The sequence below is a fragment of the Alteromonas sp. AWJ4_197 genome (assembly GCF_056160285.1).
This window is the reverse complement of record NZ_JBSWWW010000001.1, coordinates 186,802-211,671: the sequence shown is the minus strand read 5'-3', so window position 1 is coordinate 211,671 and position 24,870 is coordinate 186,802. Positions and strand designations below refer to the sequence as shown.

Annotated in this window: 23 protein-coding genes; 13 read left to right on the top strand and 10 right to left on the bottom strand. The window is 49.4% G+C overall.

Annotation, left to right across the window (positions count from 1 at the left end):
* Window positions 1-80: 80 nt before the first annotated feature.
* Both ACXAGC_RS00945 and ACXAGC_RS00940 read right to left on the bottom strand, forming a co-directional pair.
* Window positions 81-974, bottom strand: coding sequence for a sugar phosphate isomerase/epimerase family protein (locus tag ACXAGC_RS00945; protein ID WP_303572102.1), 894 nt, complete (start codon window positions 972-974; stop codon window positions 81-83).
* A 73-nt stretch (window positions 975-1,047) separates the two neighbouring features.
* A complete protein-coding gene (locus ACXAGC_RS00940; RefSeq protein WP_474841594.1) occupies window positions 1,048-2,052 on the bottom strand; it encodes a LacI family DNA-binding transcriptional regulator in 1,005 nt (334 codons plus the stop codon).
* Window positions 2,053-2,347: 295 nt separating this feature from the next.
* Between ACXAGC_RS00940 and ACXAGC_RS00935 the strand changes: the two genes are divergently transcribed.
* From ACXAGC_RS00935 to rplI, 10 genes are all read left to right on the top strand, one after another.
* Entirely contained in the window at window positions 2,348-3,505 is a 1,158-nt protein-coding gene (locus tag ACXAGC_RS00935; protein ID WP_474841592.1) for a Gfo/Idh/MocA family protein, read from the top strand.
* Window positions 3,506-3,536: 31 nt separating this feature from the next.
* Window positions 3,537-4,592, top strand: coding sequence for a sugar phosphate isomerase/epimerase family protein (locus ACXAGC_RS00930; protein WP_119502820.1), 1,056 nt, complete (start codon window positions 3,537-3,539; stop codon window positions 4,590-4,592).
* A gap of 49 nt (window positions 4,593-4,641) precedes the next feature.
* The gene (locus ACXAGC_RS00925; RefSeq protein ID WP_474841589.1) at window positions 4,642-5,859 is read left to right on the top strand and encodes a nucleoside permease; all 1,218 of its coding nucleotides are present in this window, start codon (window positions 4,642-4,644) and stop codon (window positions 5,857-5,859) included.
* A complete protein-coding gene (locus tag ACXAGC_RS00920) occupies window positions 5,852-6,739 on the top strand; it encodes a hydroxypyruvate isomerase family protein (protein WP_119502818.1) in 888 nt (295 codons plus the stop codon). The genes ACXAGC_RS00925 and ACXAGC_RS00920 overlap by 8 nt, the downstream gene beginning before the upstream one ends.
* Before the next feature lie 43 nt (window positions 6,740-6,782).
* The gene (locus ACXAGC_RS00915) at window positions 6,783-8,465 is read left to right on the top strand and encodes a GMC oxidoreductase (protein WP_119502817.1); all 1,683 of its coding nucleotides are present in this window, start codon (window positions 6,783-6,785) and stop codon (window positions 8,463-8,465) included.
* 2 nt (window positions 8,466-8,467) lie between these two features.
* Window positions 8,468-9,085, top strand: coding sequence for a gluconate 2-dehydrogenase subunit 3 family protein (locus ACXAGC_RS00910; RefSeq protein WP_474841586.1), 618 nt, complete (start codon window positions 8,468-8,470; stop codon window positions 9,083-9,085).
* A gap of 55 nt (window positions 9,086-9,140) precedes the next feature.
* Window positions 9,141-9,911: a 3-keto-disaccharide hydrolase gene (locus ACXAGC_RS00905; protein ID WP_119503512.1), complete on the top strand. Its 771-nt coding sequence runs from the start codon at window positions 9,141-9,143 to the stop codon at window positions 9,909-9,911.
* Between the two features lie 169 nt (window positions 9,912-10,080).
* Complete coding sequence (gene rpsF / locus ACXAGC_RS00900; protein ID WP_474841584.1) at window positions 10,081-10,479, top strand: 30S ribosomal protein S6; 399 nt, start codon at window positions 10,081-10,083, stop codon at window positions 10,477-10,479.
* An 11-nt stretch (window positions 10,480-10,490) separates the two neighbouring features.
* Window positions 10,491-10,721, top strand: a complete 231-nt coding sequence (gene rpsR / locus ACXAGC_RS00895; protein WP_070126454.1) for a 30S ribosomal protein S18 — start codon at window positions 10,491-10,493, stop codon at window positions 10,719-10,721.
* Between the two features lie 20 nt (window positions 10,722-10,741).
* Window positions 10,742-11,194 (top strand): 50S ribosomal protein L9, encoded by a 453-nt coding sequence (rplI, locus tag ACXAGC_RS00890; protein ID WP_119502813.1) that lies wholly within the window; start codon window positions 10,742-10,744, stop codon window positions 11,192-11,194.
* 82 nt (window positions 11,195-11,276) lie between these two features.
* Here rplI and ACXAGC_RS00885 read toward each other — a convergent pair whose 3' ends face one another.
* The 3 genes from ACXAGC_RS00885 to ACXAGC_RS00875 form a co-directional block, all read right to left on the bottom strand.
* Window positions 11,277-12,218, bottom strand: coding sequence for a bifunctional helix-turn-helix transcriptional regulator/GNAT family N-acetyltransferase (locus tag ACXAGC_RS00885; protein ID WP_474841582.1), 942 nt, complete (start codon window positions 12,216-12,218; stop codon window positions 11,277-11,279).
* Between the two features lie 95 nt (window positions 12,219-12,313).
* Complete coding sequence (locus tag ACXAGC_RS00880; RefSeq protein WP_474841580.1) at window positions 12,314-13,390, bottom strand: glycosyltransferase family 4 protein; 1,077 nt, start codon at window positions 13,388-13,390, stop codon at window positions 12,314-12,316.
* Window positions 13,387-14,421 carry a glycosyltransferase family 9 protein gene (locus ACXAGC_RS00875; protein WP_474841578.1) on the bottom strand — a complete coding sequence of 345 codons (1,035 nt, stop codon included), beginning with the start codon at window positions 14,419-14,421 and terminating at the stop codon, window positions 13,387-13,389. The genes ACXAGC_RS00880 and ACXAGC_RS00875 overlap by 4 nt, the downstream gene beginning before the upstream one ends.
* Window positions 14,422-14,502: 81 nt before the next feature.
* Here ACXAGC_RS00875 and waaA point away from each other — a divergent pair, with 81 nt between their 5' ends.
* Window positions 14,503-15,810: a lipid IV(A) 3-deoxy-D-manno-octulosonic acid transferase gene (gene waaA, locus ACXAGC_RS00870; protein ID WP_474841576.1), complete on the top strand. Its 1,308-nt coding sequence runs from the start codon at window positions 14,503-14,505 to the stop codon at window positions 15,808-15,810.
* Between the two features lie 273 nt (window positions 15,811-16,083).
* On the opposite strand, the gene ACXAGC_RS00865 is transcribed toward waaA, so the two are convergent.
* Complete coding sequence (locus ACXAGC_RS00865) at window positions 16,084-17,883, bottom strand: cation:proton antiporter (protein WP_474841575.1); 1,800 nt, start codon at window positions 17,881-17,883, stop codon at window positions 16,084-16,086.
* A gap of 206 nt (window positions 17,884-18,089) precedes the next feature.
* Here ACXAGC_RS00865 and ACXAGC_RS00860 point away from each other — a divergent pair, with 206 nt between their 5' ends.
* The gene (locus tag ACXAGC_RS00860; protein ID WP_474841573.1) at window positions 18,090-18,929 is read left to right on the top strand and encodes an NHL repeat-containing protein; all 840 of its coding nucleotides are present in this window, start codon (window positions 18,090-18,092) and stop codon (window positions 18,927-18,929) included.
* A 151-nt stretch (window positions 18,930-19,080) separates the two neighbouring features.
* Window positions 19,081-19,662, top strand: a complete 582-nt coding sequence (locus tag ACXAGC_RS00855) for a hypothetical protein (protein WP_474841571.1) — start codon at window positions 19,081-19,083, stop codon at window positions 19,660-19,662.
* 86 nt (window positions 19,663-19,748) lie between these two features.
* Here the strand turns inward: ACXAGC_RS00855 and ACXAGC_RS00850 are convergent, their stop codons facing one another.
* The 4 genes from ACXAGC_RS00850 to ACXAGC_RS00835 form a co-directional block, all read right to left on the bottom strand.
* The gene (locus tag ACXAGC_RS00850) at window positions 19,749-21,932 is read right to left on the bottom strand and encodes a M3 family metallopeptidase (protein WP_474841569.1); all 2,184 of its coding nucleotides are present in this window, start codon (window positions 21,930-21,932) and stop codon (window positions 19,749-19,751) included.
* 108 nt (window positions 21,933-22,040) lie between these two features.
* Window positions 22,041-22,895, bottom strand: a complete 855-nt coding sequence (gene purU / locus ACXAGC_RS00845) for a formyltetrahydrofolate deformylase (protein ID WP_119502805.1) — start codon at window positions 22,893-22,895, stop codon at window positions 22,041-22,043.
* Window positions 22,896-22,986: 91 nt separating this feature from the next.
* The gene (gene thpR, locus ACXAGC_RS00840; protein WP_474841567.1) at window positions 22,987-23,589 is read right to left on the bottom strand and encodes an RNA 2',3'-cyclic phosphodiesterase; all 603 of its coding nucleotides are present in this window, start codon (window positions 23,587-23,589) and stop codon (window positions 22,987-22,989) included.
* Window positions 23,590-23,666: 77 nt separating this feature from the next.
* On the bottom strand, window positions 23,667-24,845 hold the full coding sequence (locus tag ACXAGC_RS00835) for a GGDEF domain-containing protein (RefSeq protein ID WP_474841565.1): 1,179 nt from the start codon (window positions 24,843-24,845) through the stop codon (window positions 23,667-23,669).
* Window positions 24,846-24,870: the final 25 nt, after the last annotated feature.

Sequence of the window (24,870 nt, the reverse complement as noted above, 5' to 3'; positions counted from 1 at the left end):
TAGCGGGCATTTTACGTTTTGCGGCAAAGAAAACCTACGTCTGAATTAAGGTTCAGCGTATGTGCATGACCACTCAGGTATTAGCCGGCCAGCAAGGTGGATACGGCTTTGTAACCCTGCTGAATGGTTTGCAGTTTATCCGGTGTCTGGTCGCGTTCAACGAAGCGGTGCTCTACGCCTGCCTGCTTCGATGCGGCAAAGATTTTGGCAAAGTTAATTGTACCGGTACCTACGTCAGCGAACTGGCCCTGCTTGTCCATGTCTTTGACGTGCCACAGCTTGAAGCGGCCGGGATGTTTGGCAAAATAGGCCAGCGGATCTTTATTGGCTTTGAACATCCAGAACAAATCCATTTCCATCGCCATTTTGTCGGCATCCACTTCATTCAGTAACACATCGTACGGCTCGACACCGTCAGTAACGTGGAATTCGAAATCATGATTGTGGTAGGCCAGTTTCAGTCCCTGACGGTTACAGGCATCGCCCCACTTATTGCATTCTTCTGCCAGCTTTTTGTACACATCGATGGTTGTACCGCGCTGTTCTTCAGTCAGATAGGGGATAACCACATATTTGTGGCCTACTTCGAGGGCGGTTTCGATAACTTTATTAATGCCTTCTTTGCGGAACATATCCAGAGGAATGTGTGCAGAAGGAGCTGAAAGGCCTTCACCATCAACAATTTTGCGGATTTCTTTCGGGCTGTGACCAAAATAACCGGCGAATTCCAGTTCTTTGTAGCCTACCGCTGAAACCAGTTTCAGCACGGCTGGCACACTGACGGCCATCATATCGCGCAGTGTATACAGCTGTAGTCCTACGCGGGTTTCCGCTTTAGCCTGACCAAATGCAAATCCCGGTGCCATCAGCAGGCCTGCTCCGGCTGCGCCCAGTTTTACGAATTGACGACGGTCCAGTGAAGACTGGCCGATCTTGCTGGCAATATGACTTGCCTTATTGTTTCTGCCTGACATGTTATTCTCCTTCGTCATTTGCACTTGCTCACGAAGTTACAGCGTACGCAGCAAGTAAATATCATCGTTCTGTTTAATCCGGAGCCTTTCCGGTGCTGCCCCGTAAAATGAGTTTGAACGGCATAATTACTTTAGGTGCCGTTGTCAGTTTGCCTTCCAGTACGTCCACTAACAAGTTTACAGCAGTGCGGCCGAAGGCTTCTGCCGGCTGTGCAATGGTGGTCAGAGGGGGATCGCAATAGGCGGCAAAGTCGATATTATCAAAGCCGGCAACCGAGATATCCTGAGGTACCCGCAAACCTGCGTTTTTAAAGCCCTGAAGTGCACCCAGAGCGGTTTCATCGTTCTCACAAAATACCGCAGTAGGGCGGTTATCCAGTGCCAGCATCCGGCCGGCAGCTTCATATCCAGCCTGCAACGTAAAATCGCCGGCGAAAAGCAAAGATTGATCGTAAGGAATATCGGCGGCCTGTAACGCGTCACGGTAACCGGCAAGCCGCTCCTGTGTGAGGGGACTGTCTGCAGGCCCCTTAAAAAGCGCAATACGTTTGTGACCAAGAGAGAGCAGATGCTCCGTCATGGCTCTGGCCGCGGCGCGGTTATCCAGTGTCACGGTCGGGCAAATATTCGAACTGAGCACCTCACAGGCATTCACCATGGGCAGCATGCTGTCGTTCTTGCCGGTATCTTCAGAAAACGGGTTGTGTGCGCGAAGCTGAATAAGTCCGTCAGCTTGTGATGTTTGTACCATCTTGGCGTAATTTGCCTCGATGTCTGCATTACCAAGCGTGTTGCCCAGTAACAGTGAATAGCCGGATTCGGCTGCAGCTTCCTGCATGCCACTGATCACCCGGGCAAAAAATACGTTTGCCACCGTCGGAACCAGTACTACCAGACTGTGCGTTTTACCGGAGCGGAATTTTACCGCCATCAGATTAGGCTTATATCCTACTTCACTTACTGCTGACATGACCTTAGCCCGTGTTTTCGGAGAAACACGTTCAGGCTGTTGCAAAGCACGCGACACAGTTGCCACGGAAACTCCGGCTAAATCAGCGACATCTCGGATATTTGGCATTACCTTTTTCTCAAACCACTTTTTTATTCTTTGCAGTGCGAAGTGAGGTATTCACTTCTGTGCATATGTAACGGATTACATTTTGTCGCGACAGGATTACCCAAATGTAAGCATAAATCCAGTTTTAAATGTGAAATATACACAAAAAATATACAAAATTTCCGTGTATTCATTACATTTGGTCGTTCGAACTACGACGATGGTAGAAAATTCGTTGACATCAATTTATGTAATCCGTTACATTTTTACAGTAATTACATATTTGTAACAACGATGTGCACAATTGGGGGAATACATGGCGAAGTTGCAGCGGGTTCGCATGGGTATGGTCGGTGGTGGTGAAGGTGCTTTTATCGGCGCCGTACATCGTCACGCAGCAGGCCTGGACGGTCAGTACGATTTAGTTTGCGGGGCATTCAGCCGCGATACTGGGAATAATCAGCGTACCGGTGACAGTTTGGGTTTAAGCAGCGACCGCGTTTATGCGTCGTGGCAGGAAATGCTGGAAGCAGAAAATAAATTACCTGCTGACGAGCGTATGGAAGTGGTTGTGGTTGTCACGCCGAACCATCTTCACGTGCCGGTCACCATAGCCGCGCTCGAAGCTGGCTATCATGTATTCTGCGAAAAGCCTGCCGGTCTGAATCTGGCGGAAACCAAAGAGCTGGCGAAAGTCGTTGACAGTTCTGATCGTCTGTATGGACTGGCACACACCTACCTGGGGTATCCCATGGTGTGGCAGGCTAAAGCCATGGTTGAAGATGGCAAACTGGGCAACATCCGTAAAATTCTCGTTGAGTACCCGCAGGGCTGGTTAAGCGGCGAAGACGATCCTGATAACAAACAGGCTGCATGGCGCACAGATCCGGCATTGTCGGGCGGTGCAGGGTGTATGGGCGATATCGGTACCCATGCCTTTGGTCTGGCCGAATTTATCAGCGGCCACACGGTAACTGAACTGTGTGCAGACATGAACATCATTGTGCCGAACCGCCGTTTAGACGATGACGGTGCAGCATTCTTCCGCACTGCTGAAGGCGCTAAGGGCGTGCTCATCGCCAGCCAGGTGTGTGCCGGTGAAGAGAACGCGCTGAAAATTAAAGTGTACGGTGATAAAGGCGGACTGGAATGGCATCAGATGGAGCCTAACTCCGTTATTTTCCGCACACTGGATGCACCTTACTGCGTATACCGTGCCGGTTCCGGCCAACCGGGTTTGTATCCTGAAGCGTCCGATCGCTGCCGTACTCCGTCAGGTCATCCTGAAGGCTATCTCGAAGCTTTTGCTAACCTCTACCGTTACTTTGCCATCGCTGTACGCGAAGGTCAGACAGGTAAAGCTGAAGGCGTGCCCGGTCTGAAGTCCGGTTTACGCGGAATGGCATTTATTGAAGCAATGGTTGCCTCCGGCGCCAGCGACGTGAAGTGGCATCCGATCCCGGATACCGAGTAACAGACCCGTATACAGAATTTAGGAGATTACCATGGCAGCAATTAAAGGCCCTGCGATTTTTTTAGCACAATTTGCAGGTGACAAAGCGCCGTTTGATACCCTGGAAGGGATGGCAAAGTGGGCAGCTTCACTGGGCTATAAGGGCATTCAGGTGCCTACTGACCCCAAATTATTTGATTTGGAAATTGCCGCAGAAAGTCAGGAATACTGCGACAAAGTAAAAGCCATGTGTGCTGAAGCCGGTGTTGAAATTACCGAGCTGTCTACACATTTGCAGGGACAACTGGTGGCTGTTCACCCTGCTTACGATGAGTTATTCGATAACTTCGCGCCTGAGCATTTACACGGTAAGCCGAAAGAGCGTACTGAATGGGCAATCAATCAGCTGATGCTGGCAGCAAAAGCCAGTAAACGTCTTGGCCTGAAAGCACACGTGACTTTCTCCGGTGCACTGATGTGGCATCTGGTCTACCCGTGGCCGCAACGTCCTGCCGGTCTTGTTGACGAAGGCTTCAAAGAACTGGGTAACCGCTGGAGACCTATTCTGGATGCATTCGAAGAAGCTGGTGTTGATTTGTGCTACGAAATCCACCCGGGTGAAGACCTACACGACGGTGCAACATTTGAGCGTTTCCTGCAGGAAGTCGACGATCACCCCCGCGCAAACATCCTGTTCGATCCCAGCCACTTCGTGCTGCAACAACTGGATTATCTGGACTTCATCGACCGTTACCACGACCGCATCAAAATGTTCCATGTGAAAGATGCTGAGTTCCTGCCAAATGGCAGAAGCGGCGTATACGGTGGTTACCAGGGTTGGGTAGACCGTCCGGGACGCTTCCGTTCACTGGGCGACGGCCAGGTAGATTTCAAGAGCATCTTTACTAAGCTTACCCAGTACGGTTTTGAAGGCTGGGCAGTGCTTGAGTGGGAATGCTGTCTGAAAGATTCTGCGCAGGGTGCAGCTGAAGGGGCACCATTTATCGCATCTCACATTATTGAGCCAACTAAAGTTGCGTTCGATGACTTTGCCGGTGCTGGCAGCAGCACAGAAAGAAACCGCCGGATCCTGGGTCTGGACAAATAATAATAATGCCCGGGGCCAAAAGGCCCCGAAGTAGTAAGAGGATATAACAATGATAATGACCCGCCTGAGCATTATGATGTTTCTCCAGTTTTTTATCTGGGGTGGCTGGTTTGTGACCTTAGGTACCTTCATGGGGCAAACACTGGGCGCTTCCGGTAGTGAAATCGGTATGGCGTTTTCTACCCAGTCCTGGGGTGCGATTATTGCGCCTTTCATCGTTGGCTTAATCGCTGACCGTTTCTTCAATGCAGAACGTATTCTGGGTGTGCTTCACCTGATTGGCGCAGCGCTGATGTACATGATGTACACCTCCACAGATTTTGCTTCATTCTACCCTTATGTACTGGGCTACATGATTGCTTATATGCCGACGCTGGCGCTGGTTAACTCGGTATCATTCGGCCAGATGACTGACCCGTCAAAACAATTCGGTAAAGTACGTGTTTGGGGAACCATAGGTTGGATTTTAGCCGGTCTGGTGATCAGCTATGTGTTCTCATGGGATTCTGCCAGCGGCATTTCTGAAGGCGCACTGCGTAACACCTTTGCGCTTTCTGCCATTGGCTCATTAATTCTGGGTATCTTCAGCTTCACGTTACCTGCAACACCACCTAAAGCGAAAGGTACAGCTTCGGCAAGTCTGGGTGAAATGCTGGGTCTGGATGCACTGACACTGCTTAAAAGCCGCAGCTTCCTGGTGTTCTTCCTGTCTTCGGTACTGATTTGTATTCCGCTGGCGTTCTACTATCAGAATGCGAACCCGTTCCTGGCCGGCATCGGCGTGGAAAATCCGACGGGTAAAATGGCGCTGGGTCAGGTTTCAGAAGCATTGTTCATTCTGGCACTGCCGGTATTCCTGAACCGTTTCGGCATCAAGGCAACGTTATTGCTGGGTATGCTGGCGTGGGTACTGCGTTATGTGATGTTCGCTTACGGTGATGCTGACGGCGGTATGTTCTTATTATTAATCGGTATTGCACTGCACGGTATTTGTTACGATTTCTTCTTCGTATCCGGACAGATTTATACCGATGCTAAAGCCGGTGAAAAAATCAAAAGTGCGGCGCAGGGCCTTATCACATTAGCCACCTATGGTGTGGGTATGCTGATTGGTTTCTGGGTTGCAGGTAAGATCACCGACACCTACACATCAGAAGCCGGAGCGGATTGGAGCAGCATCTGGTTGTTCCCTGCAGGGTTCGCGGCTGTCGTACTGGTACTTTTCTTCATCCTGTTCAAAGACGAGAAGGTTTCCACCGATGCGTAATTCGCGTAGAGCGGTGCTTAAAGGGCTGGCGCTGTCAGGGGTTGGGCTGACAGCGACCAGTGCTTTATCTCTTCATGCGCATGCTGGCACAAGCCAGCATGCCGCCCTCAAAGGAAATATCAAACACGCAGTGGCGCGTTGGACATTTCCGGATCTTTCTTTAGAGGAGCTTTGCCTTGCCATTAAAGATATGGGCTTTTCAGCGATTGACTTAGTGGGTCCTGATGAGTGGCATATCCTTAAGAAACATGGCGTGCATTGCTCTATGTGTAATGGTGCTGAACTGAACCTTGAAGACGGTTGGTGTGACGACCGTTTTCATGAAGCGCTCATCGAACGTTACATTCCGCATATAGAGAAAGTGGCGGCAGCCGGTTACACCAACCTCATTTGTTTTAGTGGTAACAAACGGGGTATGGACAACGAAACCGGACTGAAAAATGCCGTTAAAGGGCTATCACAAATTCTGCCTCATGCTGAAAAGCACGGGGTAGTGCTGCAAATGGAACTGTTTAACAGCAAGGTCAATCATCCTGATTACATGGCCGACAATTCAGCCTGGGGTATCGAGCTGTGTCGCCGGCTGGGATCAGCGCATTTTAAATTGCTGTACGACATCTACCATATGCAGATAAGCGAGGGTGACATCATTCGCACCATACGTGACAACCATCAGTATTTCGGGCATTACCACACAGCGGGTGTGCCGGGGCGTCACGAGATTGATGACTCTCAGGAACTGTATTATCCGGCCATTGCGAAAGCGATTAAGGATTTACCGTTTGACGGGTATCTGGCCCAGGAATTTATTCCAACTCCAGACAGTAAGGCAGGCAAACTGAAGTCGCTTAACCAGGCGATCCGCATTTGTGATGTCTGATCAGTAGAAACGCTTTTGCCGGACGTGTTTAAGGGGACAAAACATGGCAAGTAATAACTATGATGCGATCGTTGTCGGATCGGGGATCAGTGGCGGCTGGGCTGCCAAAGAACTGACCGAGAAAGGCCTTAAAGTACTCATGCTGGAACGTGGCCGAAATATTGAGCACGTTAAAGATTATATTAATGCGCATAAAGAAAGCTGGGACTATCCTCACCGGGGCCTGGCTACGCAGGACATGAAAGAAGTTTATCCTGCACTTTCCCGCGATTACCCGCTGAATGAAATGACGCTTGGCATGTGGGCTAATGAGCAGGAAGCGCCTTACATTGAAAAAGAACGCTTTGACTGGTACCGCGCCTACCAAATGGGCGGACGTTCACTGTTATGGGGACGTCAGAGCTACCGTCTGAATCCGGAAGATTTCATGGCTAACGGCAAAGAAGGTATCGCCGTTGACTGGCCAATTCGTTATGAAGACCTGTCGCCATGGTATGACTACGTTGAAAAATATGCGGGTATCAGTGGTACCCGTGAAGGCCTGAGCGTACTGCCTGACGGTCACTTCATGCCTCCTATTCCGTTGAATGCAGTTGAGAAAGACGTTGCTGCCCGCGTTAAGAAAGCGTTTGGTGGTTCACGTCATTTCATCCACTCACGTTCTGCAAACATTACCCAGGGGATTAATGATATCCGTGTGGGTTGTCAGTTCCGTAACAAGTGCTGGTTAGGCTGTCCGTTTGGCGGCTATTTCTCAACGCAGTCTTCTACGCTGCCGGCAGCAATGGCAACCGGTAACCTGACAGTGCGTCCTTTCTCCATCGTAAAAGAAATCAAATACGATAAAGATAAGAAACGAGCAACCGGTGTTGAAATCATTGATGCGGAAACTAACGAGACTTACGAGTTCAACAGTAAAATTGTATTCGTAAACGCCTCTGCCTTTAACTCTGCATGGCTGCTGATGAACTCAGCAACGGATGTGTGGGAAGGCGGTCTGGGCAGCAGCTCTGGCGAGCTGGGTCACAACGTCATGGACCACCACTTCCGCGTAGGCGCAAGCGCCAGTGTTGAAGGCTACGAAGACAGTTATTACTTCGGCCGTCGTCCGGCTGGCTTCTATGTGCCCCGTTTCCGTAACTGGGATGGCGACAAGCGTGATTACGTACGTGGCTTCGGTTATCAGGGTTCTGCAAGCCGTGGTGGCTGGCGTAAAGACATCGCCGAACTTGGTCTGGGGTCTAACCTGAAAGATGCGATGTCTGAGCCGGGTGACTGGACTATTGGTATGACAGCGTTCGGTGAAATGCTGCCGCATCATGACAACCGTATCTATCTTGATAGCAAGAAGAAAGATAAATGGGGTCTGCCGGTACTTGCCATGGACGTTAAGATCCGTGAAAACGAATACAAAATGCGTAAAGATATGAAGCAGGACGCCATTGACATGTTTGAGGCTGCTGGCCTTAAGAATGTTCAGGGTTATGATGCTGATTACGCACCGGGTATGGGTATTCACGAAATGGGTACGGCGCGTATGGGCCGCGATCCGAAGAGTTCAGTACTTAACAAGCACAATCAGGTTTGGGATGCACCAAACGTGTTCGTGACCGATGGTGCGGCAATGACTTCAGCATCGTGTGTTAACCCGTCTCTGACCTACATGGCAATGACTGCCCGTGCAGCAGACTTTGCAGTAGACGAACTGAAAAAAGGAAACCTGTAGCCATGAACCGTCGTGACTTACTTAAATTCATCACTGCTGCCACAGGTGTTGCATTTGTCGGTGGCAAAGCGCTGGCTTACGAAAATCTGCCAGTGGTGCCGCTGTCCGACACCGGTTTCAGCAAGGAAGACGTAGCCTTCTTCAACGAACTGGGCGAAGTTATCCTTCCCCGTACCGACACACCGGGAGCAAAAGATGCCGACGTAGGTAGCTGTATGGCCGTACTGGTAGCAGACTGCTATCACCCGACTATGCAGAAAACCTTCAAAGAAGGCCTGGTAACCCTGAAGAAGCGTGCTGAAAAAGAGTATGGCAAAGACTTCCTGTTGCTTTCTGCTGAGCAGAAGATGGAATTGTTGTCTGCCCTCGACGAAGAAGCTAAAGCCTATAATGCTAAGAAAGGCATTTATGGTGATGTGGCCATGAGCAATCCTAATGCGGGAGCGCCATGGGATGAAGAGCTGGTTGCTCCTCATTACTTCTCGTTGATCAAGCAACTGGTACTGTTCTCGTTCTTCACGTCAGAAGTTGGCTCGACGAAAGTACTGCGTTACGTTGCCATTCCGACTAAATACGAAGATATCCCTTATAAGAAAGGTGACAGAGCCTGGGCTACCTGAGGTAGCCTTTTCACCAACACCATCATTTCAATATTAAGGGCACATAATGAAAAAGATGACAAAAACAACATTGCTATCCGGCTTAGCACTGTCACTGGCGTCAACAGCGTCAATGGCGAAGGAACTGAGTCCGGAAGAGCAAGCTGCAAAATCTGAAGTGTGGGAACCTGTTCCTGCTATGGTTGAAACTGCGCCGGGCAAAGCACCTTCTGATGCGGTGGTACTGTTCGACGGTACTGACTTATCCGCTTTTGAATCACTGAAAGGTGGTGAAGCGAAGTGGACGGTAGAAGACGGCACGCTAACTGTAAAACCGGGAACCGGAGACATTGTCAGTAAGCAGTCTTTCTGCAGCGTGCAACTGCATGCCGAGTGGAAAACGCCAGAGGATGTTGAAGGGCTGGAAAGCCAGCAGCGCAACAACTCAGGTATTTTCCTGCAGCAGCGTTATGAAGTTCAGGTTCTGGACTCGTATAACAATAAAACTTATCCCAACGGTCAGGCAGGCAGTATCTACAAGCAGGCTATCCCGTTGGTTAACCCGGTGAATCCGCCGGGTGAGTGGCAGAGTTACGACATCATTTTTAATGCGCCTGAATTTGACGGTGATGAACTGGTGAAACCGGGTTACCTGACCGTTTTAATCAACGGTGTGCTGGTACAAAACCACACTGAAATCTTAGGTAAAACGGAATGGATTGGCGGACCTTCTTATGAAGCGCATGGTTGTGCACCTATCCAGTTACAGGACCACAGTAACCCTGTGAGCTTCCGTAATATCTGGGTACGTGAAATCGGCCAGAATACTCTGACGGATTTCCGTTAAGCTTTACAGTGATAATCTTTCAAAGCCGCGAATTATCGCGGCTTTTTTGCTTGTCTGGTGAACAATTGATCTATATAATGCGCGCCCTTACAGCCATCAAACCTATCTAGTTCCTTGTCTCTATACAGTTTGGCTGTACTGTCGAGGCTACAACCGTAAGGAGCGTGTAATGCGTCATTACGAAATCGTATTTATGGTTCACCCTGATCAGAGTGAACAAGTACCTGGTATGATCGAGCGTTATACCACTATCCTGAAGCAAGAAGGTGGTCAAATCCATCGTCTGGAAGACTGGGGCCGTCGTCAACTGGCTTACCCAATCGAAAAGCTTCACAAAGCACACTACGTTTTGATCAACGCTGAAGCAACTGCAGAAGCTGTTGACGAGCTGGAAAATGCTTTCCGCTTTAACGATGTGATCCTGCGTAACCTGGTTATGCGCACGAAGAACGCTGTGACTGAACCTTCTTCAATGATGAAGGAAGAACGTCGTGAGCGTCGTGACGATTCTGCTCCACGCGGTGAGCGCGCGGAAAAGAAAACTGAAACCACTGAAGACAACGCGTAAGGAGATCTATCATGGCTCGTTTTTTCAGACGTCGTAAGTTCTGCCGTTTTTCTGCAGAAGGTGTTGAGCAAATCGATTATAAAGATATTGCTACACTGAAAAACTACATCACTGAGAGCGGTAAAATCGTTCCTAGCCGTATCACTGGTACCAGTGCAAAGTATCAGCGTCAGCTGTCTACTGCTATTAAACGTGCGCGTTTCTTAGCACTGCTGCCGTACACAGATTCACACAACAAGTAATTGGCGAAGGAGTAACTTAGATGGAAATCATCTTATTAGACAAAATCGCTAACCTTGGTGGTCTGGGCGATACAGTTAACGTTAAAGCTGGTTTTGCGCGTAACTTCCTGTTCCCACAGGGTAAAGCAGTTCCTGCAACTAAAGCTAACGTTGAAAAGTTTGAAGCTCGCCGCGCAGAGCTGGAAGCGAAAATCGCTGACCAGTTGTCTGCTGCTGAAGCTCGTGCTGCTAAAGTTGCTGAACTGGGTGAAGTGACTATCGCTGCTCCTGCTGGTGACGAAGGCAAACTGTTCGGTTCAATCGGTACACGTGACATCGCTGAAGCAATCACTGCTGCCGGCGTTGAAGTATCTAAAGCAGAAGTTAAACTGCCTACCGGTACACTGCGTGAAACTGGCGAATACGACATCGACCTGCAGTTACACTCTGAAGTAATGACATCTGTTAAGGTTGTTATTGTTGCAGAAGCTTAATTGCCAGTTGATTAAGTAATACTGAAAACCGCTGCACTTGCAGCGGTTTTTTTATGCCCGTTAAAATGTTTCCCGTATCAACTTACAGCATTAGCTGCATTTGTATATCGCACCGCGCGTAGGGTGAAGGTGTGGGTTTATCCACTTCTTTGAACCCCAGTTTGCGGTAAAGGCTGATGGCCGGTGCCAGTTTCCTGTTACTTTCCAGGTAAAGCTTCTTCGCTCCGGCATCCCGGGCCTTTTGTATGGCAGCTTCCCCAAGGAGTGCTCCCAAACCTTTGCCCTGTTTGCTGTCTGCCACAGCCATTTTAGCCAGTTCATAGCAGTCATCATCCATGGCTATCAGTGCTACCGTTCCGCAAATATCACCGGCAGGATTTTGCACCAGCAAAACATGGCCCCCTTTTTTCAGAATATAATTTTCGGGGTCCCCCAGCGAGGCATGATCAGAGCTTTCCATGGTGAAATAGCGTTCTATCCAGTGCTTATTGAGCTGGTAAAACGCATCACGATGCTCAGGGGAATAGTCAATTACGCGGAATCCCCGTGTTGCCTTTTGTTTTATCAGGCCCAGCAAAGTCGTTTGTGATAGCAGGGTTTCTACGGCACCCAGATGTTCAAGGAAGTCCGGCGCCACGTCGTTCAGTGCTGAATTAAGGGCATTGCCGATGTCGGCTATCTGCTTTTCAAGCACCGGTAGCATCGTCAGAGCTTTATCTGACAATGAAAGCAATTGCACCCGCTTATCCTGCTCAGAAGGACGGGTGACAAGTAATCCTGCGCTTTTCATCTGAGCGGTGGTTTTACTGACAAACGGGTGAGACTGGCCGGTAATTTCTGCAATGGTACTTACACTTAACGGCGATTCCTGCATCAGACTATACATGACAGGGAACCAGCTTGGTTCCATGGAAACGTTATACGCTCTATAGACTTCACTGGCCTGCGCAACCAGCTTTTCAGACAATCTTCTGAACCGGCTGCCCAGTGCAGCTGCACCTGCCAGTTGTAAAACATCACCCATTCCCTAAACCCCATAATATACGTAACTAGTTACGTATATTAGATCTCAACGGGTAATGTGACAAGGGGAAATGATGTAGTTTGCAAGAGAACTCTCTATACGAGACTTTTATAAAGGTCCGTGTAAGCATCCGCCATGGCGGCGATACTGAAATGCTGCTGCACATGATGATACGCGTTTTCACCCAGAGCCCGGGCTTCTGCCGGGTTATCCAGCAGACGAAGAATTTCCCGCGCCAGTGCGGCCGGGTCTCCCGGCTCAACCAGTAAGCCGGTTTTTTCGTTGTGAATAATTTCCGGAATGCCGCCAACAGGGCAGCTTATCATGGGGACTTTACAGGCCCCGGCTTGAAGAAGGATTATGCCAAGGCCTTCTGCATAAGCAGGGTGAACCATCACATCAATATTTGGCAAAATACGCGGAACATCTGATGTGAACCCGCACAGCCTGATATTTTTACCGGCTCCGGAGTCATCTGCCAGTTGCTGATACGCAGCCTGTTGTTTACCTTTACCGAACAGTAAGCAGGTCACATCCTGTCTGCGGGCAATTACAGCTTGCATGGCCATGATGAGATCTTTCTGACCTTTCCTCGGGATAAGCTGGGCAAAGTTTGCGATGACCTTATGGTTTGCAGGGATGTCATACTTTTCCCGAAACCACTCAGCGTCCCTGCTGTAGCGGAAGTCATTCAGATCGACTGCCGAGTGGATCACAGGCTGCAGGATCTGTTTGCAATGCCGTGACACCACATCATGTACACCTTGCGAGATACTGACGACAGCTTTGTAGTGCCGGTACTTCAATGCAGCCAGTGCAGACTCTTTATTATCTACTCTGCGGGTACATACAGCCGGAATACCGAACAGTGCACTCACCAGGCCGCCCCACACATCAGCACCCCGGCGGCTGTGAATGTGCAGAATATCCGGTTTAGACCTTTTTATAAGCCGGTAAAGGCGGAAAGGAAACCTGAGATCCGTATCGCCGGAGTAAGGGACCGGATGCTTGATACAGCCGGGCGCCGGGATGTCAGAAATCGCGCTGTCTGATGCGCACACCAGGTGGCTGGTAATGGTGTCTTCTGGCAACGCATTGATAAGATATTCAACCTGTTTGGCACCGCCATACAACTGTCTGCCAAGTTCCACATGCATCACCATTATCGTCATAGCCACTTCTCCAGCCATGCGGTGACTTTTTGTGGCGTGATAGCCCGCATGCAGTCATAGGCTCCGTTGCAAACCGGCTTACGCTTACAGGGGGCGCAAGGTAAGTTTTCGTACAATACTGTCGCATCCGGATTATCTGTTTTCGTATACGGACAGGTGGAACCGAACAGGGCCAGAACAGGTCGCTGATGACAAATCGCCAGGTGAGTCAAACCGGTATCCACACCAACCACAACACGTGCATTTGCCAGTAATGCCCCGCTGGCAGCAAGAGACAGTTTTCCTGTGAAAGAGAATATGTGTTCTTTGCCTGATGCCAGTTCTGATGCTGTATCCGCATCGTCAGGCCCTCCGGCAATAATCACCGGAAGACTGTCATGATTGTTTAACCACGCTATGACATCTTTCCAGTGTTGCACTGGCCAGTGTTTCTGAGGACGGGTGGTAAAGGGACACAGAACGATATAGTCGTGATTGATACCGCTGGCAGCAAGGGCATCCTTCGCCTGGCGAACAGCTGACGGGGAGGCAGGGAGTGTCATGGTGAATTCATGTGCACCAAGATAGCGCCCCAGTGCTTTGTACTCCGAGCTGATGTCATCAGAGTCCGGTTTATTCAGTGATTCTGTCAGTAGCCAGTGACTGTGCTCTTTGCTTTTAAACCCTATGCGACGGCCTGCGCCGGACAACCAGCAAAAAAAGGCGCTTTTAAGCAGTCCCTGTGCATCTATAGCGATATCGAAGTGATGTGATGACAGCTCAGCCTTAAATGCTATTACAGCGCGACAGAGGCTCAGCCAGCGCTTTTTTTTTGCCAGTGCTGACCATTCTTTCTTCGGCCAGGGAATAACCTGGTCAACATCAGGATGAGCAGCAATGAAACTGGCATAGGGCGCTTCGGTAAGCCATACAAGACGTGAAGCATTTAGTGAGGATTTTATGTTGGATGGCAAACCCGAGGCCATTACAATGTCACCGATGGCGCTTAGTTTAACCAGAAGTACAGCAGGCTTGTGACTCTTGTCCGGCATAACAAACACAATAATTGAAAACTGATTTTTAGTTAAACAAAGCTTCACGACAGTTTAATGACGAAAGGACGCAGAGTACGTATGACTGCCAGCAAAAACCAATACCGGCCCGGCCTCAGTGAGACGTTGTTTCGCTGGTTTTATTCACTAGTGCTGGCGCTGATCGTTCCGTTCGCTTTTCTGAATCTCATCATTCGCGGGCAGAGAAGAAATAAAGAATATAACCATCGCCGGTTTGAGCGGTTTGGTTTTGTACGTCAGCCGGCCGCACCGGGAGGATACCTTTTTCACTGTGTGTCGGTAGGCGAGGTGGTTGCGGCGTCTGTGCTGATTAAGCAGTTAATGAAAGAAGAACCGGAAACACCGGTGACGATAACCACCACCACGCCCACCGGTTCGGCGCGGGTCAGATCTATATTCAAAGATACTGTTCACCACTTCTATTTACCATACGATTTACACATGGCTATGGCGGGTATGCTGCGGCGGGTGAAGCCCAAAATGGTGCTGATCACTGAGGTGGAGCTGTGGCCTAATCTGATCCATAGTTGCTGGCGTCGAGACATTCCGGTTGTAGTGATTAATGCGCGAATGACAGATCGCTCCGCCAGACGATATAAGAAATTGAAAATACTGTTTGAGCCCATGCTCCACAAGCTTTCCCATGTATGTGCCCAGGGCATGAGAGACTTTAAAAATTATCAGTTTCTCGGTATCGAAAAAGAGAAGTTAACACTTACTAACAACATAAAGTTTGATCAGGCAATGTCTGCACCGGATGCCGGTGATTCATTTTACGGTCTTGAGAAAAATGTCCGCAGGGCACTGATTGGTGGAAGTACTCATGAAGGTGAGGAAAGTGCCTTACTTGATGCTTATCAGAGCCTGAAGCCGGGATTTCCGGATTTATTGCTCATTCTTGTACCCAGGCATCCGGAGCGGTTTGCCCGTGTAGCGGATCTGCTGGAACAAACAGGGTTACACTACCTGCGCACAGCTTCACCGGGCGCACAGGTGAGCAGTGAGACTGATGTCATGCTGGTAGATGAAATGGGCAAGCTCAATACGGTTTACACATTCGGCACCATTGCGTTTGTCGGTGGCAGTCTTGCGGATAAAGGTGGTCACAACGCCCTGGAGCCGGCTGCACAAAAATTACCGGTAATCATGGGCCCCAACGTTTATAACAATCCGCTTATTTGCCAGTACCTGCAAGAATGTGGTGCGCTCAGCATTGTAGAAGATGCAACGCAACTCGCCGCCAGTTGTAAAACGTTGCTTGATTCTCCCGAAGCTGCCCGTGTGGCGGGTGAGGCCGGATTTGCAGTGATCAGTGCAAACCGCGGCGCGACCGGGAAGACACTGGAAGTCATCCGTACATCCCTTTGAGCCTTTTTGGTGCATGTGAATTGAAATGGTGCGTGCTGTTGGTGCGTCAACAGTGGGTAATGGTTGGTAAATGCCCTGTAAAAGGCATAAAGCATTGATAAATATGTTTTTTTGAAAGTTGGTCTGTCTATTGCTTTCATAAGCGCCGACGGTGTAGCTCAAGTAAAAAATAAACAACAACGCATCCAATAATAATAATAGAGGGGAGCGCTTGAATACACGTTATTTCCAGGGAGAGGCACCCTGCCCCAAGGGTAGGGTGCCGTTCTGGCCTCACACCGGTTCACTCTCCGGTATAATCAAGCTGATTAATTTCCATCCTGCTTTCGGCGCAATATCTTTACCATTCAAAAATGCATGAGAACGTCCGTTCTCGTCCAGAGCAATAAGCGGAATAGCTCTGTCGCCGTATCTTGCGGAATAATCTTCGAAAGTAAATTCTTCGCTCAGGCGTGTTGTTTTCACGGATGCATCATGAGAGACAGCAGAAGCCAGGTATCCGTATGTGACTCCCTCAGCAAACAGTGTCAATTTCTGCGCATACTGGGTGCTAACCTGATGCGATGGCCGTGCACTTTGTTCGTTGTTGGTTAAGCCCCACACTTTATCTTTACCCATGGTGTACTCAAAATGATAAGCAATCATAGGGTTAAGTTGTTTGTAGGGGGACATGATCAGTACAGTACCGAATAAACCTAAATCCAGGCTTCGCGCTGCGTGATCCGACATGGGGTTCCCGAAATAGGCCGGAATATCCATCATTCTGGTTTCTTTAATGGCATCCCAGTTGGTATCGGCAATACAAACCGGTAAATCATGTGCTTTCAGTTCCTTTGCCAGCATCCGGCTGAACTTACTGCCGCCGAAAATTAAAAAGCCGTTTGGCGCAGGGGAACGAACCTTCAGAAGTTTGGCCACAGATTTAGATGACAGACTCTGCACAACGACGGTGGTAATAATGACCACAAAGACGATGGGAACGATAACCCCTGCACCCTCATAGCCAATTTCCTCCAGCTTCAGAGAAAACAGTGCGGATACGGCTGCCGCTACAATACCTCTGGGCGCTATCCAGCTGATCAGCGCCAGTTCACGCCAGTTTAGTCCGGTGCCCACAGAGGAAGCCAGTACGGAAAGGGGTCTGGCGATAAACATAATGGCCACCAGAACCACAATGACGCCGGAGCCGACCTCGAACACAGAGTCGAGATTCAACCGTGACGCAAGAATAATAAACAGGCCGGAAATCAGAAGAACACTTAATGTTTCTTTAAACTCCAGGATGTCTTCCACGTCCACATTTTTCATATTTGCCAGTACCATACCGGCAATGGTCACTGCCAGCAGGCCTGACTCATGGGCTACATGATTAGAGATGGCAAAAACACCCAGTATCAGGGTGAGAACAGCTGTGTTTTGCAGATAGTGGGGGACCAGTTCTTTACGTAGCGAAAGACCAAGCAGGTAGCCGGCGGCCAGACCAAGGACGGTGCCCATGCCTACCGTCTTACCAAAAGCCACCAGAGTATGTACCAGTGCCGTGTCCTGAGAGGCCACAATGTACTCGTAAACCAGCACCGCCAGAAGTGCACCGATAGGGTCAATGACAATGCCTTCCCAGCGCAGAATGTTAGCGATGTTACTTTTCGGTCTTACAGTTCTGATCATCGGCACAATGACCGTCGGGCCTGTTACGGTCACGATGGCACCAAACAGGGCTGCAAGCTGCCAGGATAAATCCAGGCTCAGATGGGCAGCGATGGTTGCAACCACCCAGGTGACCAGCACGCCAACGCTGCACAGGTTTCTCACCATATTGCCGTGACCCGCAATATCACTGAATTTCAGTGTCAGCGAACCTTCAAACAGGATGATGGCCACCGACAGGGACACTACAGGGAACAAAAGATCCCCGAACAGTGCGTCTGCGTCGAGCACGCCAAATACCGGGCCAACGATAATACCGGTTATCAGCAAAGGTAAAATGGCTGGCAGGCGTATTTTATAAGCCAGAAACTGACAGAATATAGACAGCAGGCCGACACTGACCAGGCTTAATAACGGGTCTGACACGTGGTGTTCCTTCTTAAAGTTGAAGTTATGCCGCTGATGCCCGGCATATTTATTATTTTCCGGCTTTTATACTGACCTCAGGTCAAAGCAGATTTATCGTTAGTCATTGCAAAAAATAATCGTCACAATGGTATAGTAGTCTGAACTTGTGCATATCACATTGTTTTATTTAGATTAACCTTATTTACAGCAGAAAGAGAATATCAGTGAACCGTATTGTTTTCATTTTAAGCCCGTTATTGTTACTGGCAGGTTGCAGTGTGTCAGCAGATCCACAACATGGTGTTGAGGTGCTGTCCACCTATACGCTGGATAACGCGCTGAAGGAAACATCGGGCCTGTTCTGCGACAGCAACAATATTTACACCGTCAATGACTCTGGCAATGAGCCGGAATTGTTTACCCTTGGACAGGATGGAGCGCTGACCGCAAGGGTGACGCTGGATGCAATAAACCGTGACTGGGAAGCCATTACCGGTGACGATGAATATTTCTATATTGGTGACATCGGAAATAATGCCGGTAAGCATAAATCACTCACCGTCTATAAAATTAACCGTGCAGACCCCGTGCAGGAAGCAGTAAAGCGCCGTTTTACCTACGCAGGTAATACGCCGCAGGAAAATGCTCCCTATGCTCACGATTATGATGGTGAAGCCATGACAATGCGGGATGGAAAACTGATCCTGTTTTCAAAAAGCTGGGCTACTGAGCAGTCACACGTCTACGTTTTACAGGATATAAAAGCTAAGCAAGTACTTACTCCTTTTGCATCTGTAGACGGACTTCCCGGCGTTGTCACCGGCGCAGACTGGAACAGTGATACACAGGAGTTTGTTCTGGTCGGTTACCGCAGTAATGCCCTGGGCATGTTTAAACCTTTCATCGCCACTGTCAGTGGTGAATATCAGCTTAAAACTGTGGACTTTCTCTCACAATTCGCTCAGGTCGAAGGTGTTTGCTATGGTCCTGACGGTAACGTATGGATCTCACAGGAAAGCACGCCTTATACCTCTGCAAAACTCGCAAAGCTAAAATTTCATTAATGGCTATAAAATCAACACACTGATATTTTTTGGGTATAGTTAGACTAATTGAGGATGGTTTTATATACCCAAAAAGCTGCCCGTTTGCTTATACTTTAATCACTCGCTGAGGTAAGCCCTTTGCAGAATGATAATAAAGCGGAGCAGAACCATGTTGAAACAGGTAACCACTTTAGCACTTTGTGCCCTGCTGACACCTCAGGTATGTCTGGCCAGTTCTTCTATTGGTGACCAGGCTGAAGCCTGGCTGGAAGAAAAACTCGATTACTCCGGTGATATCTCCGTTTCCCTGTCGAAAAATAAAATCAGATTCAATGGTTGCCGCCAGAAAGATTACAAACTGAGTCTGGCAACCAGAATCAGCGATACAGTTAATCTTGAAGCAGTGGCATCTTACGGTCGGGCTGTAATGGACTTTGGTGTGTTCAGTCAACGGGTGACATCGAGAGCGTATGAGTTGATTACCTGGTGGGAACAACCAGCTTACCGGGTTGGGGTAGCGTCCGGCGTGCGTCCTGCTCATGATATTGATTTACCGGTAAGCGGCTCTTTTGCCCTGCCTGACAGCAACACCGTATCAGTATATCTGGAAACGGAAGGTGCTGAAGAAAATCACACCATGTCGTTTGCTGTTCGCAGAGAAACCTGGCACGGCGATACATCAGATATCACTTTGTCTCAGGACAAGAGTTACGACAATCAGGTGCAGTTGGGTTACCGCGTAAGCTTTTAATTCAGTGTTGAGAGGCTGATAAAAAAGGGGCGATTATCATAATCGCCCCTTTTTCGTTATTAAGCGGTTTACTCAGGTACCGGGGCTTACTCAGGTACCGGGAACCCCCGCGCACGCATCAGTGCATCTGTTTGCGCATCGCGACCACGGAACAGACGGTAAGCTTCGGCCGGATCCATTGCATTTCGGACAGCAAAGAGATATTTCACCAGCTTTGCCGATAATTCTTTATCGTAAAAGCCGCCGGGGGCTTCTGCGAATGCTTCCGCTGCATCTGCAGAGAGAACGTCTGCCCACATGTAGCCATAGTACGCTGCTGCATAACCTTCACCGGAGAATACATGTCCGAACTGTGTGCTGCGGTGACGCATCACAATCTCTTCAGGCATATCCAGCGCCTTCAGTTGATCCCGTTCAAAGGCATCAGGCTCAATCTTCTCAGGATCGGTGGTGTGATACAGCAAATCCATGATTGCCGAAGCCATGTATTCGGTTGTCCCGAAACCGGAATTAAAGGTGGATGCATTCTTAATTTTTTCTACCAGTTCAGCGGGAATCGGCTCGCCGGTTTTGTAGTGCACCAGGTAGTTATTGATGACTTCATCAGTGGTGAGCCAGCGCTCCAGTAATTGTGACTGGAACTCGGTATAGTCACGTACACCGGAGTGGGACGTGGGGTATTCCACATCTGAAGACAGGAAATGCAGGGCATGACCAAATTCGTGGAAATAGGTATTGGCGTCATCCCAGGAAATTAGCGTGGGCTCGCCCTCAGGGCCTTTAACGAAGTTAGAATTGTTAGAAGCCAGCACAGTGGTTTCACCGTCAAAAGTGGTGTAACTGCGGTATGTGGTCGCCCATGCTCCTGAGCGTTTGCCCTGACGTGCGAAAGGATCGAGATACCAGAGACCAATCAGCTTACCGCTGTCCTTGTCTTTTACTTCCCATACCTTCACATCAGGGTGAAAAACCGGTACCGAACCTTCAGGAACCGGTGTGAAGTCAAAGTTAAACAGACGGCCGGCGACATAGAACATTGCTTCACGGAGTTTATCCAGTTGCAGATATTGTTTTACTTCGTTTGAGTCCAGGTCGTATTTAGCTTTACGTACTTTTTCGGCATAAAAACGGTAATCCCAGGGCTTGATAGTAATGTTTGCGCCTTCTTCATCAGCGATAGCCTGCATGTCTGCTACTTCTTCGTCTACCCTCGCAATGGCTGCCGGCCAGACTTTCATCATCAGATCCATGGCATTCTCAGGTGTTTTTGCCATACGGTCTTCTAAACGCCACTGGGCGTAATTGTCATACCCCAACAATTCGACCCGTTCATCACGTAACGTCAGGATTTGTTTGATGATGTCATTGTTATCATATTCATCGCCGTTATCACCACGGTTGTAGTAGGTGTTCCACACCTGCTCACGAAGCGCCCGGTCTGTGCTGTAAGTGAGGAAAGGATCCATAGATGAGCGCGTGTTAGTAATTGCATACTTACCTTCCTGACCACGTTCTTTTGCAGCAGCGGCTGCACCTTTTACAAATGATTCCGGCAGGCCGCCCAGTTGCTCCGCGGTGATATAAGTCACGTAGTTTTCTTCGTCGGCCAGCACATTCGTTGAGAACTGGTTGTACAGCGTTGCCAGCTCTTTATTGATTTCGGCATAGCGTGCTTTTGCGTTACCATCCAGGGTAGCGCCGTTACGGGCGAAGCTGTTGTAGGTGATCCATGTAATACGTTGTTCTTCGGGCGTCAGCGATTTCAGTTCTTCACTTTCGTAAACCGCTTTAATACGCTCAAACAGCGCTTCATTTTGGGTAATTTTTGTTGAGAATGAGGAAAGTTCCGGAGACATTTCTGCCCGCACATCCCGAAATTCAGGGCTGGATTTGTTCGAGCTGAAAATACCGTAGTAACGGAATACACGGTCCAGTGCACTGCCGGCACGTTCCATGGCGACAATCGTATTGTCGAACGTAGGCGGTTCAGGGTTATTTGCAATGGCTTCTATTTCTTCCAGGTTAAGTGCCATTCCTTTTCTCAGGGCTGGCTTAACATCTTCAACCTTCATTTTGTCGAACTGGGGAACGCCGCCGTAAGGCCCGGGGAAGGGTTGCAGTAACACATTGTTAAATTCCGGATACTGTTGCTGCGTTTGTGCACTTGCATCCGCTGAGGTCGTTGCAGCCTGGTTGGCTGCCTGGTCAGAACATGCGCCGAGGGTAAGCGCAACAGCCAGCGCTGTCAGCGAGGCAGTAAATTTTTTCATTATAGAGTTCCATCGTCGTTATTATCAGCGGTTCAGTGTATAAGAATGCGGCGCTGAGGGCCATATAACGACGACGGGTTCCGGGACAGGTACGGTGGACTGTGGTCTTTACGCGAAGACCACAGTTTTGTTGCGGTGAATAATGACCCGGTCTTCCAGGTGATAACGCACACCGTGGGCCAGCGCTGTCACTTCGCAATCCTTTCCTTTGCGGACCATGTCTGCGGCTGAATCGCTGTGACTGATGCGCTTTACGCTCTGCTCGATGATAGGGCCTTCATCGAGATCCTTCGTTACGTAGTGGCACGTGGCTCCAATCAGCTTAACACCGCGATCGTAGGCCTGCTGATAAGGTCTTGCACCGGCAAAAGACGGCAGGAAGCTGTGATGAATATTAATCGCTTTTCCCTGCAACTTTGTGCACAACGTATCCGGCAGAATTTGCATGAATCGGGCAAGGACTGTGAGGTCAATTTTGTATTCGCTGATCAGCGTTTCTATCTGCGAGAACGCCTGTTCTTTACCCAGAGCTTTAAAATCCACCCAATGGAACGGTACTTTGTACCAGTCAGCAAACTGTTTCATCTGCGGGTGATTACCGATGATCACCGGAATGTCGCAGTGCAGTTCGCCGGTGTGCCAGCGGTGCAGCAAATCTACCAGACAGTGGGATTCAAGGCTGGCCAGCAGAGCAACACGCTGTTTTACGCGGGAGTCGGTTAGTTTCCAGTTCATCCGGAATTCATCTGCAACCGGTGTAAACGCTTTTACAAACCCGTCATAGTCCAGTTTGATTGAGTCAGCCCCGATTTCATGGCGCATAAAAAAGCGGCCGGTTTGCAGGTCGGTATGGTGATTAGCCTCGACGATAGTGGCTCCGTGACCGGCAAGAAACTGGGAAACTCTGGCGACAAGGCCAATCTGGTCCGGACAATCAATTACAAGACGAAAAGTTTGTTGCATGAGATGTAAAGGCTCTGACAAATAGGTTGTTGAATTCAGTGTGTTGTTTTACCCATGCAATTGGCATCTGTAAAGCCTCAATTGATATATCTCATACCAGGCCCCGCCGTAATCGCTCGCGAACGGAGATATCAGGCTCCAGAGACCAGGAGTGCCGCACGGGGTAGCGGACACCTGATGGCGTAGAGACAGACTCAAAAAAGTGAAAGTCACGGAATTGCAGTTTGATATCCGGAGGCAACAGAGGGGCAGGCTGGTCGCTGCCGGCCTTCCTGACAACAGTGACATGAGGTTTGTATTCACGGTTTTCCAGCGGTATTCCCGCTTCACGGGCGGCTTTACGTACACACTTAGCTAACTGCATCAATGGCGGGCACGGCTCATCAGGGCCCGCATATAAAATTTTAGGTCCGTCCCACACTCCGGTGGTGTTGAGGGTCACAGAAAAAGGTTCTGCAGCGACGTCGTCCAGTGCGTGTAACAGTGCTTCATGCTGTCTCTGGTTGATGTCGCCAAGGAATGCCAGTGTGAGATGATAGTTCTCCGGTGGCACCGCAGCAGGCGGGGCTTTCTGACCGTGAGCGATAATGGCACCTGTTTTCCTGAGCGCTACAGCCGGAAGAGCCCGTTCCCGCCAGCCGGAAAGCGCGAGCTTCTCCTGCAAAGAAAGATCAAGGCCGATAAATGAACGCATTGCGGTAACCCGTGTTTTTCTGTGAAAGGCGTACAGTAAACCAGGCTTGCAGGGGATTCAAAGTAAACCGGGTTAATTTACTGCCATGCTTCAGCGGTATGCTCCGGTTCAGAAATGCTGACCGTATTCCGGCCTTCTGCTTTTGACTGGTAAAGTGCTTTGTCAGCACGGTCAAACAGCGCTTGCCAGCCTGAATCATCGTGATGACTTAACGCACTGCCTATGCTGATTGTAATATTCATTGGCTTATCGTTCATCATCACCGGCCGGCTTGCCACAGACTGCCGCAATCGTTCACTCACCCGCTGCAATTGTTCTGCATTACAACGTGTCAGAATAATCAGAAATTCTTCGCCGCCGATCCTGAAACAGTTGTCTTCGTCTCTGACAATATCTTTTGCCCGCGATGTAATTTGCTGGAGAGCAACGTCACCGGCATGGTGACCCCATTTATCGTTAATTGCTTTAAAGTGATCAACGTCAAATATGATGATGCCGAAAGTGTGTCCTGTCCGCTGCGCTGTTTCCCGGCATGAAAGTGCGCAGGGCTCAAGTGCTTTTCTATTCAGCCAGCCGGTGAGGAAATCCGTGTTCGAGAGCTTTTTCAGCATCTGCTGATGTTCGCCGTTGATGACGTAATTTAATGTTACTGCCAGCATTGAAATAAAAGTAATAACGGCCAGCGAGCCTGCAATCTGAAATATGTCGTTACCGGTAAATGCCAGTGCGTCGTGAGAAGTGAGTAACGCCACAGTGCGTATTAACATCTGGAGGGCGAAAATGGTAATTGTGATAAGCAGTGGCCACAGGAATCTCCCCTTTTTACGCATGGCGGTGTGCCACAACATGGTAATGGATGCGCCACTGAGCATCACTACAACGGGAGTCAGGATAATAAATCTGGCATCAACCGACCCTCTGAAATCCGGGCTCAGATGGAGCAGAAGCGTGAAAAGCGCCACACCGGTTGCCAGATAAGGCGGAGCCTTACCATAAATGTACAGGGCAATACCCGAGGTGATAAAGGCATGGCCTGCCATGTATAACACATTCGCTATTCCCGGGTGGAGCACGCCTTGTACGTCGAGTTTAATGCAGACAAAAGCGGTAAGGTTGGAGACGAGAAAGCAGGCGCCGGCACACATCCAGTGGAAGATATAGTTTGATGCCTTGTGACTTTGCCAGGCCATGCCCATAGTAAAACACAATGTCATACTGGCAATGGCCGTACAAATAATGATGGTCTGTAAATCCATTTACTCACTTCATTTATCTGATACG

Bases quoted from the DNA above. Each gene is read 5' to 3' on its own strand.
- ACXAGC_RS00945 (WP_303572102.1), bottom strand. From the start codon at position 974: ATGTCAGGCAGAAACAATAAGGCAAGTCATATTGCCAGCAAGATCGGC.
- ACXAGC_RS00940 (WP_474841594.1), bottom strand. From the start codon at position 2,052: ATGCCAAATATCCGAGATGTCGCTGATTTAGCCGGAGTTTCCGTGGCA.
- ACXAGC_RS00935 (WP_474841592.1), top strand. From the start codon at position 2,348: ATGGCGAAGTTGCAGCGGGTTCGCATGGGTATGGTCGGTGGTGGTGAA.
- ACXAGC_RS00930 (WP_119502820.1), top strand. From the start codon at position 3,537: ATGGCAGCAATTAAAGGCCCTGCGATTTTTTTAGCACAATTTGCAGGT.
- ACXAGC_RS00925 (WP_474841589.1), top strand. From the start codon at position 4,642: ATGATAATGACCCGCCTGAGCATTATGATGTTTCTCCAGTTTTTTATC.
- ACXAGC_RS00920 (WP_119502818.1), top strand. From the start codon at position 5,852: ATGCGTAATTCGCGTAGAGCGGTGCTTAAAGGGCTGGCGCTGTCAGGG.
- ACXAGC_RS00915 (WP_119502817.1), top strand. From the start codon at position 6,783: ATGGCAAGTAATAACTATGATGCGATCGTTGTCGGATCGGGGATCAGT.
- ACXAGC_RS00910 (WP_474841586.1), top strand. From the start codon at position 8,468: ATGAACCGTCGTGACTTACTTAAATTCATCACTGCTGCCACAGGTGTT.
- ACXAGC_RS00905 (WP_119503512.1), top strand. From the start codon at position 9,141: ATGACAAAAACAACATTGCTATCCGGCTTAGCACTGTCACTGGCGTCA.
- rpsF (WP_474841584.1), top strand. From the start codon at position 10,081: ATGCGTCATTACGAAATCGTATTTATGGTTCACCCTGATCAGAGTGAA.
- rpsR (WP_070126454.1), top strand. From the start codon at position 10,491: ATGGCTCGTTTTTTCAGACGTCGTAAGTTCTGCCGTTTTTCTGCAGAA.
- rplI (WP_119502813.1), top strand. From the start codon at position 10,742: ATGGAAATCATCTTATTAGACAAAATCGCTAACCTTGGTGGTCTGGGC.
- ACXAGC_RS00885 (WP_474841582.1), bottom strand. From the start codon at position 12,218: ATGGGTGATGTTTTACAACTGGCAGGTGCAGCTGCACTGGGCAGCCGG.
- ACXAGC_RS00880 (WP_474841580.1), bottom strand. From the start codon at position 13,390: ATGACGATAATGGTGATGCATGTGGAACTTGGCAGACAGTTGTATGGC.
- ACXAGC_RS00875 (WP_474841578.1), bottom strand. From the start codon at position 14,421: ATGCCGGACAAGAGTCACAAGCCTGCTGTACTTCTGGTTAAACTAAGC.
- waaA (WP_474841576.1), top strand. From the start codon at position 14,503: ATGACTGCCAGCAAAAACCAATACCGGCCCGGCCTCAGTGAGACGTTG.
- ACXAGC_RS00855 (WP_474841571.1), top strand. From the start codon at position 19,081: ATGTTGAAACAGGTAACCACTTTAGCACTTTGTGCCCTGCTGACACCT.
- ACXAGC_RS00850 (WP_474841569.1), bottom strand. From the start codon at position 21,932: ATGAAAAAATTTACTGCCTCGCTGACAGCGCTGGCTGTTGCGCTTACC.
- purU (WP_119502805.1), bottom strand. From the start codon at position 22,895: ATGCAACAAACTTTTCGTCTTGTAATTGATTGTCCGGACCAGATTGGC.
- thpR (WP_474841567.1), bottom strand. From the start codon at position 23,589: ATGCGTTCATTTATCGGCCTTGATCTTTCTTTGCAGGAGAAGCTCGCG.
- ACXAGC_RS00835 (WP_474841565.1), bottom strand. From the start codon at position 24,845: ATGGATTTACAGACCATCATTATTTGTACGGCCATTGCCAGTATGACA.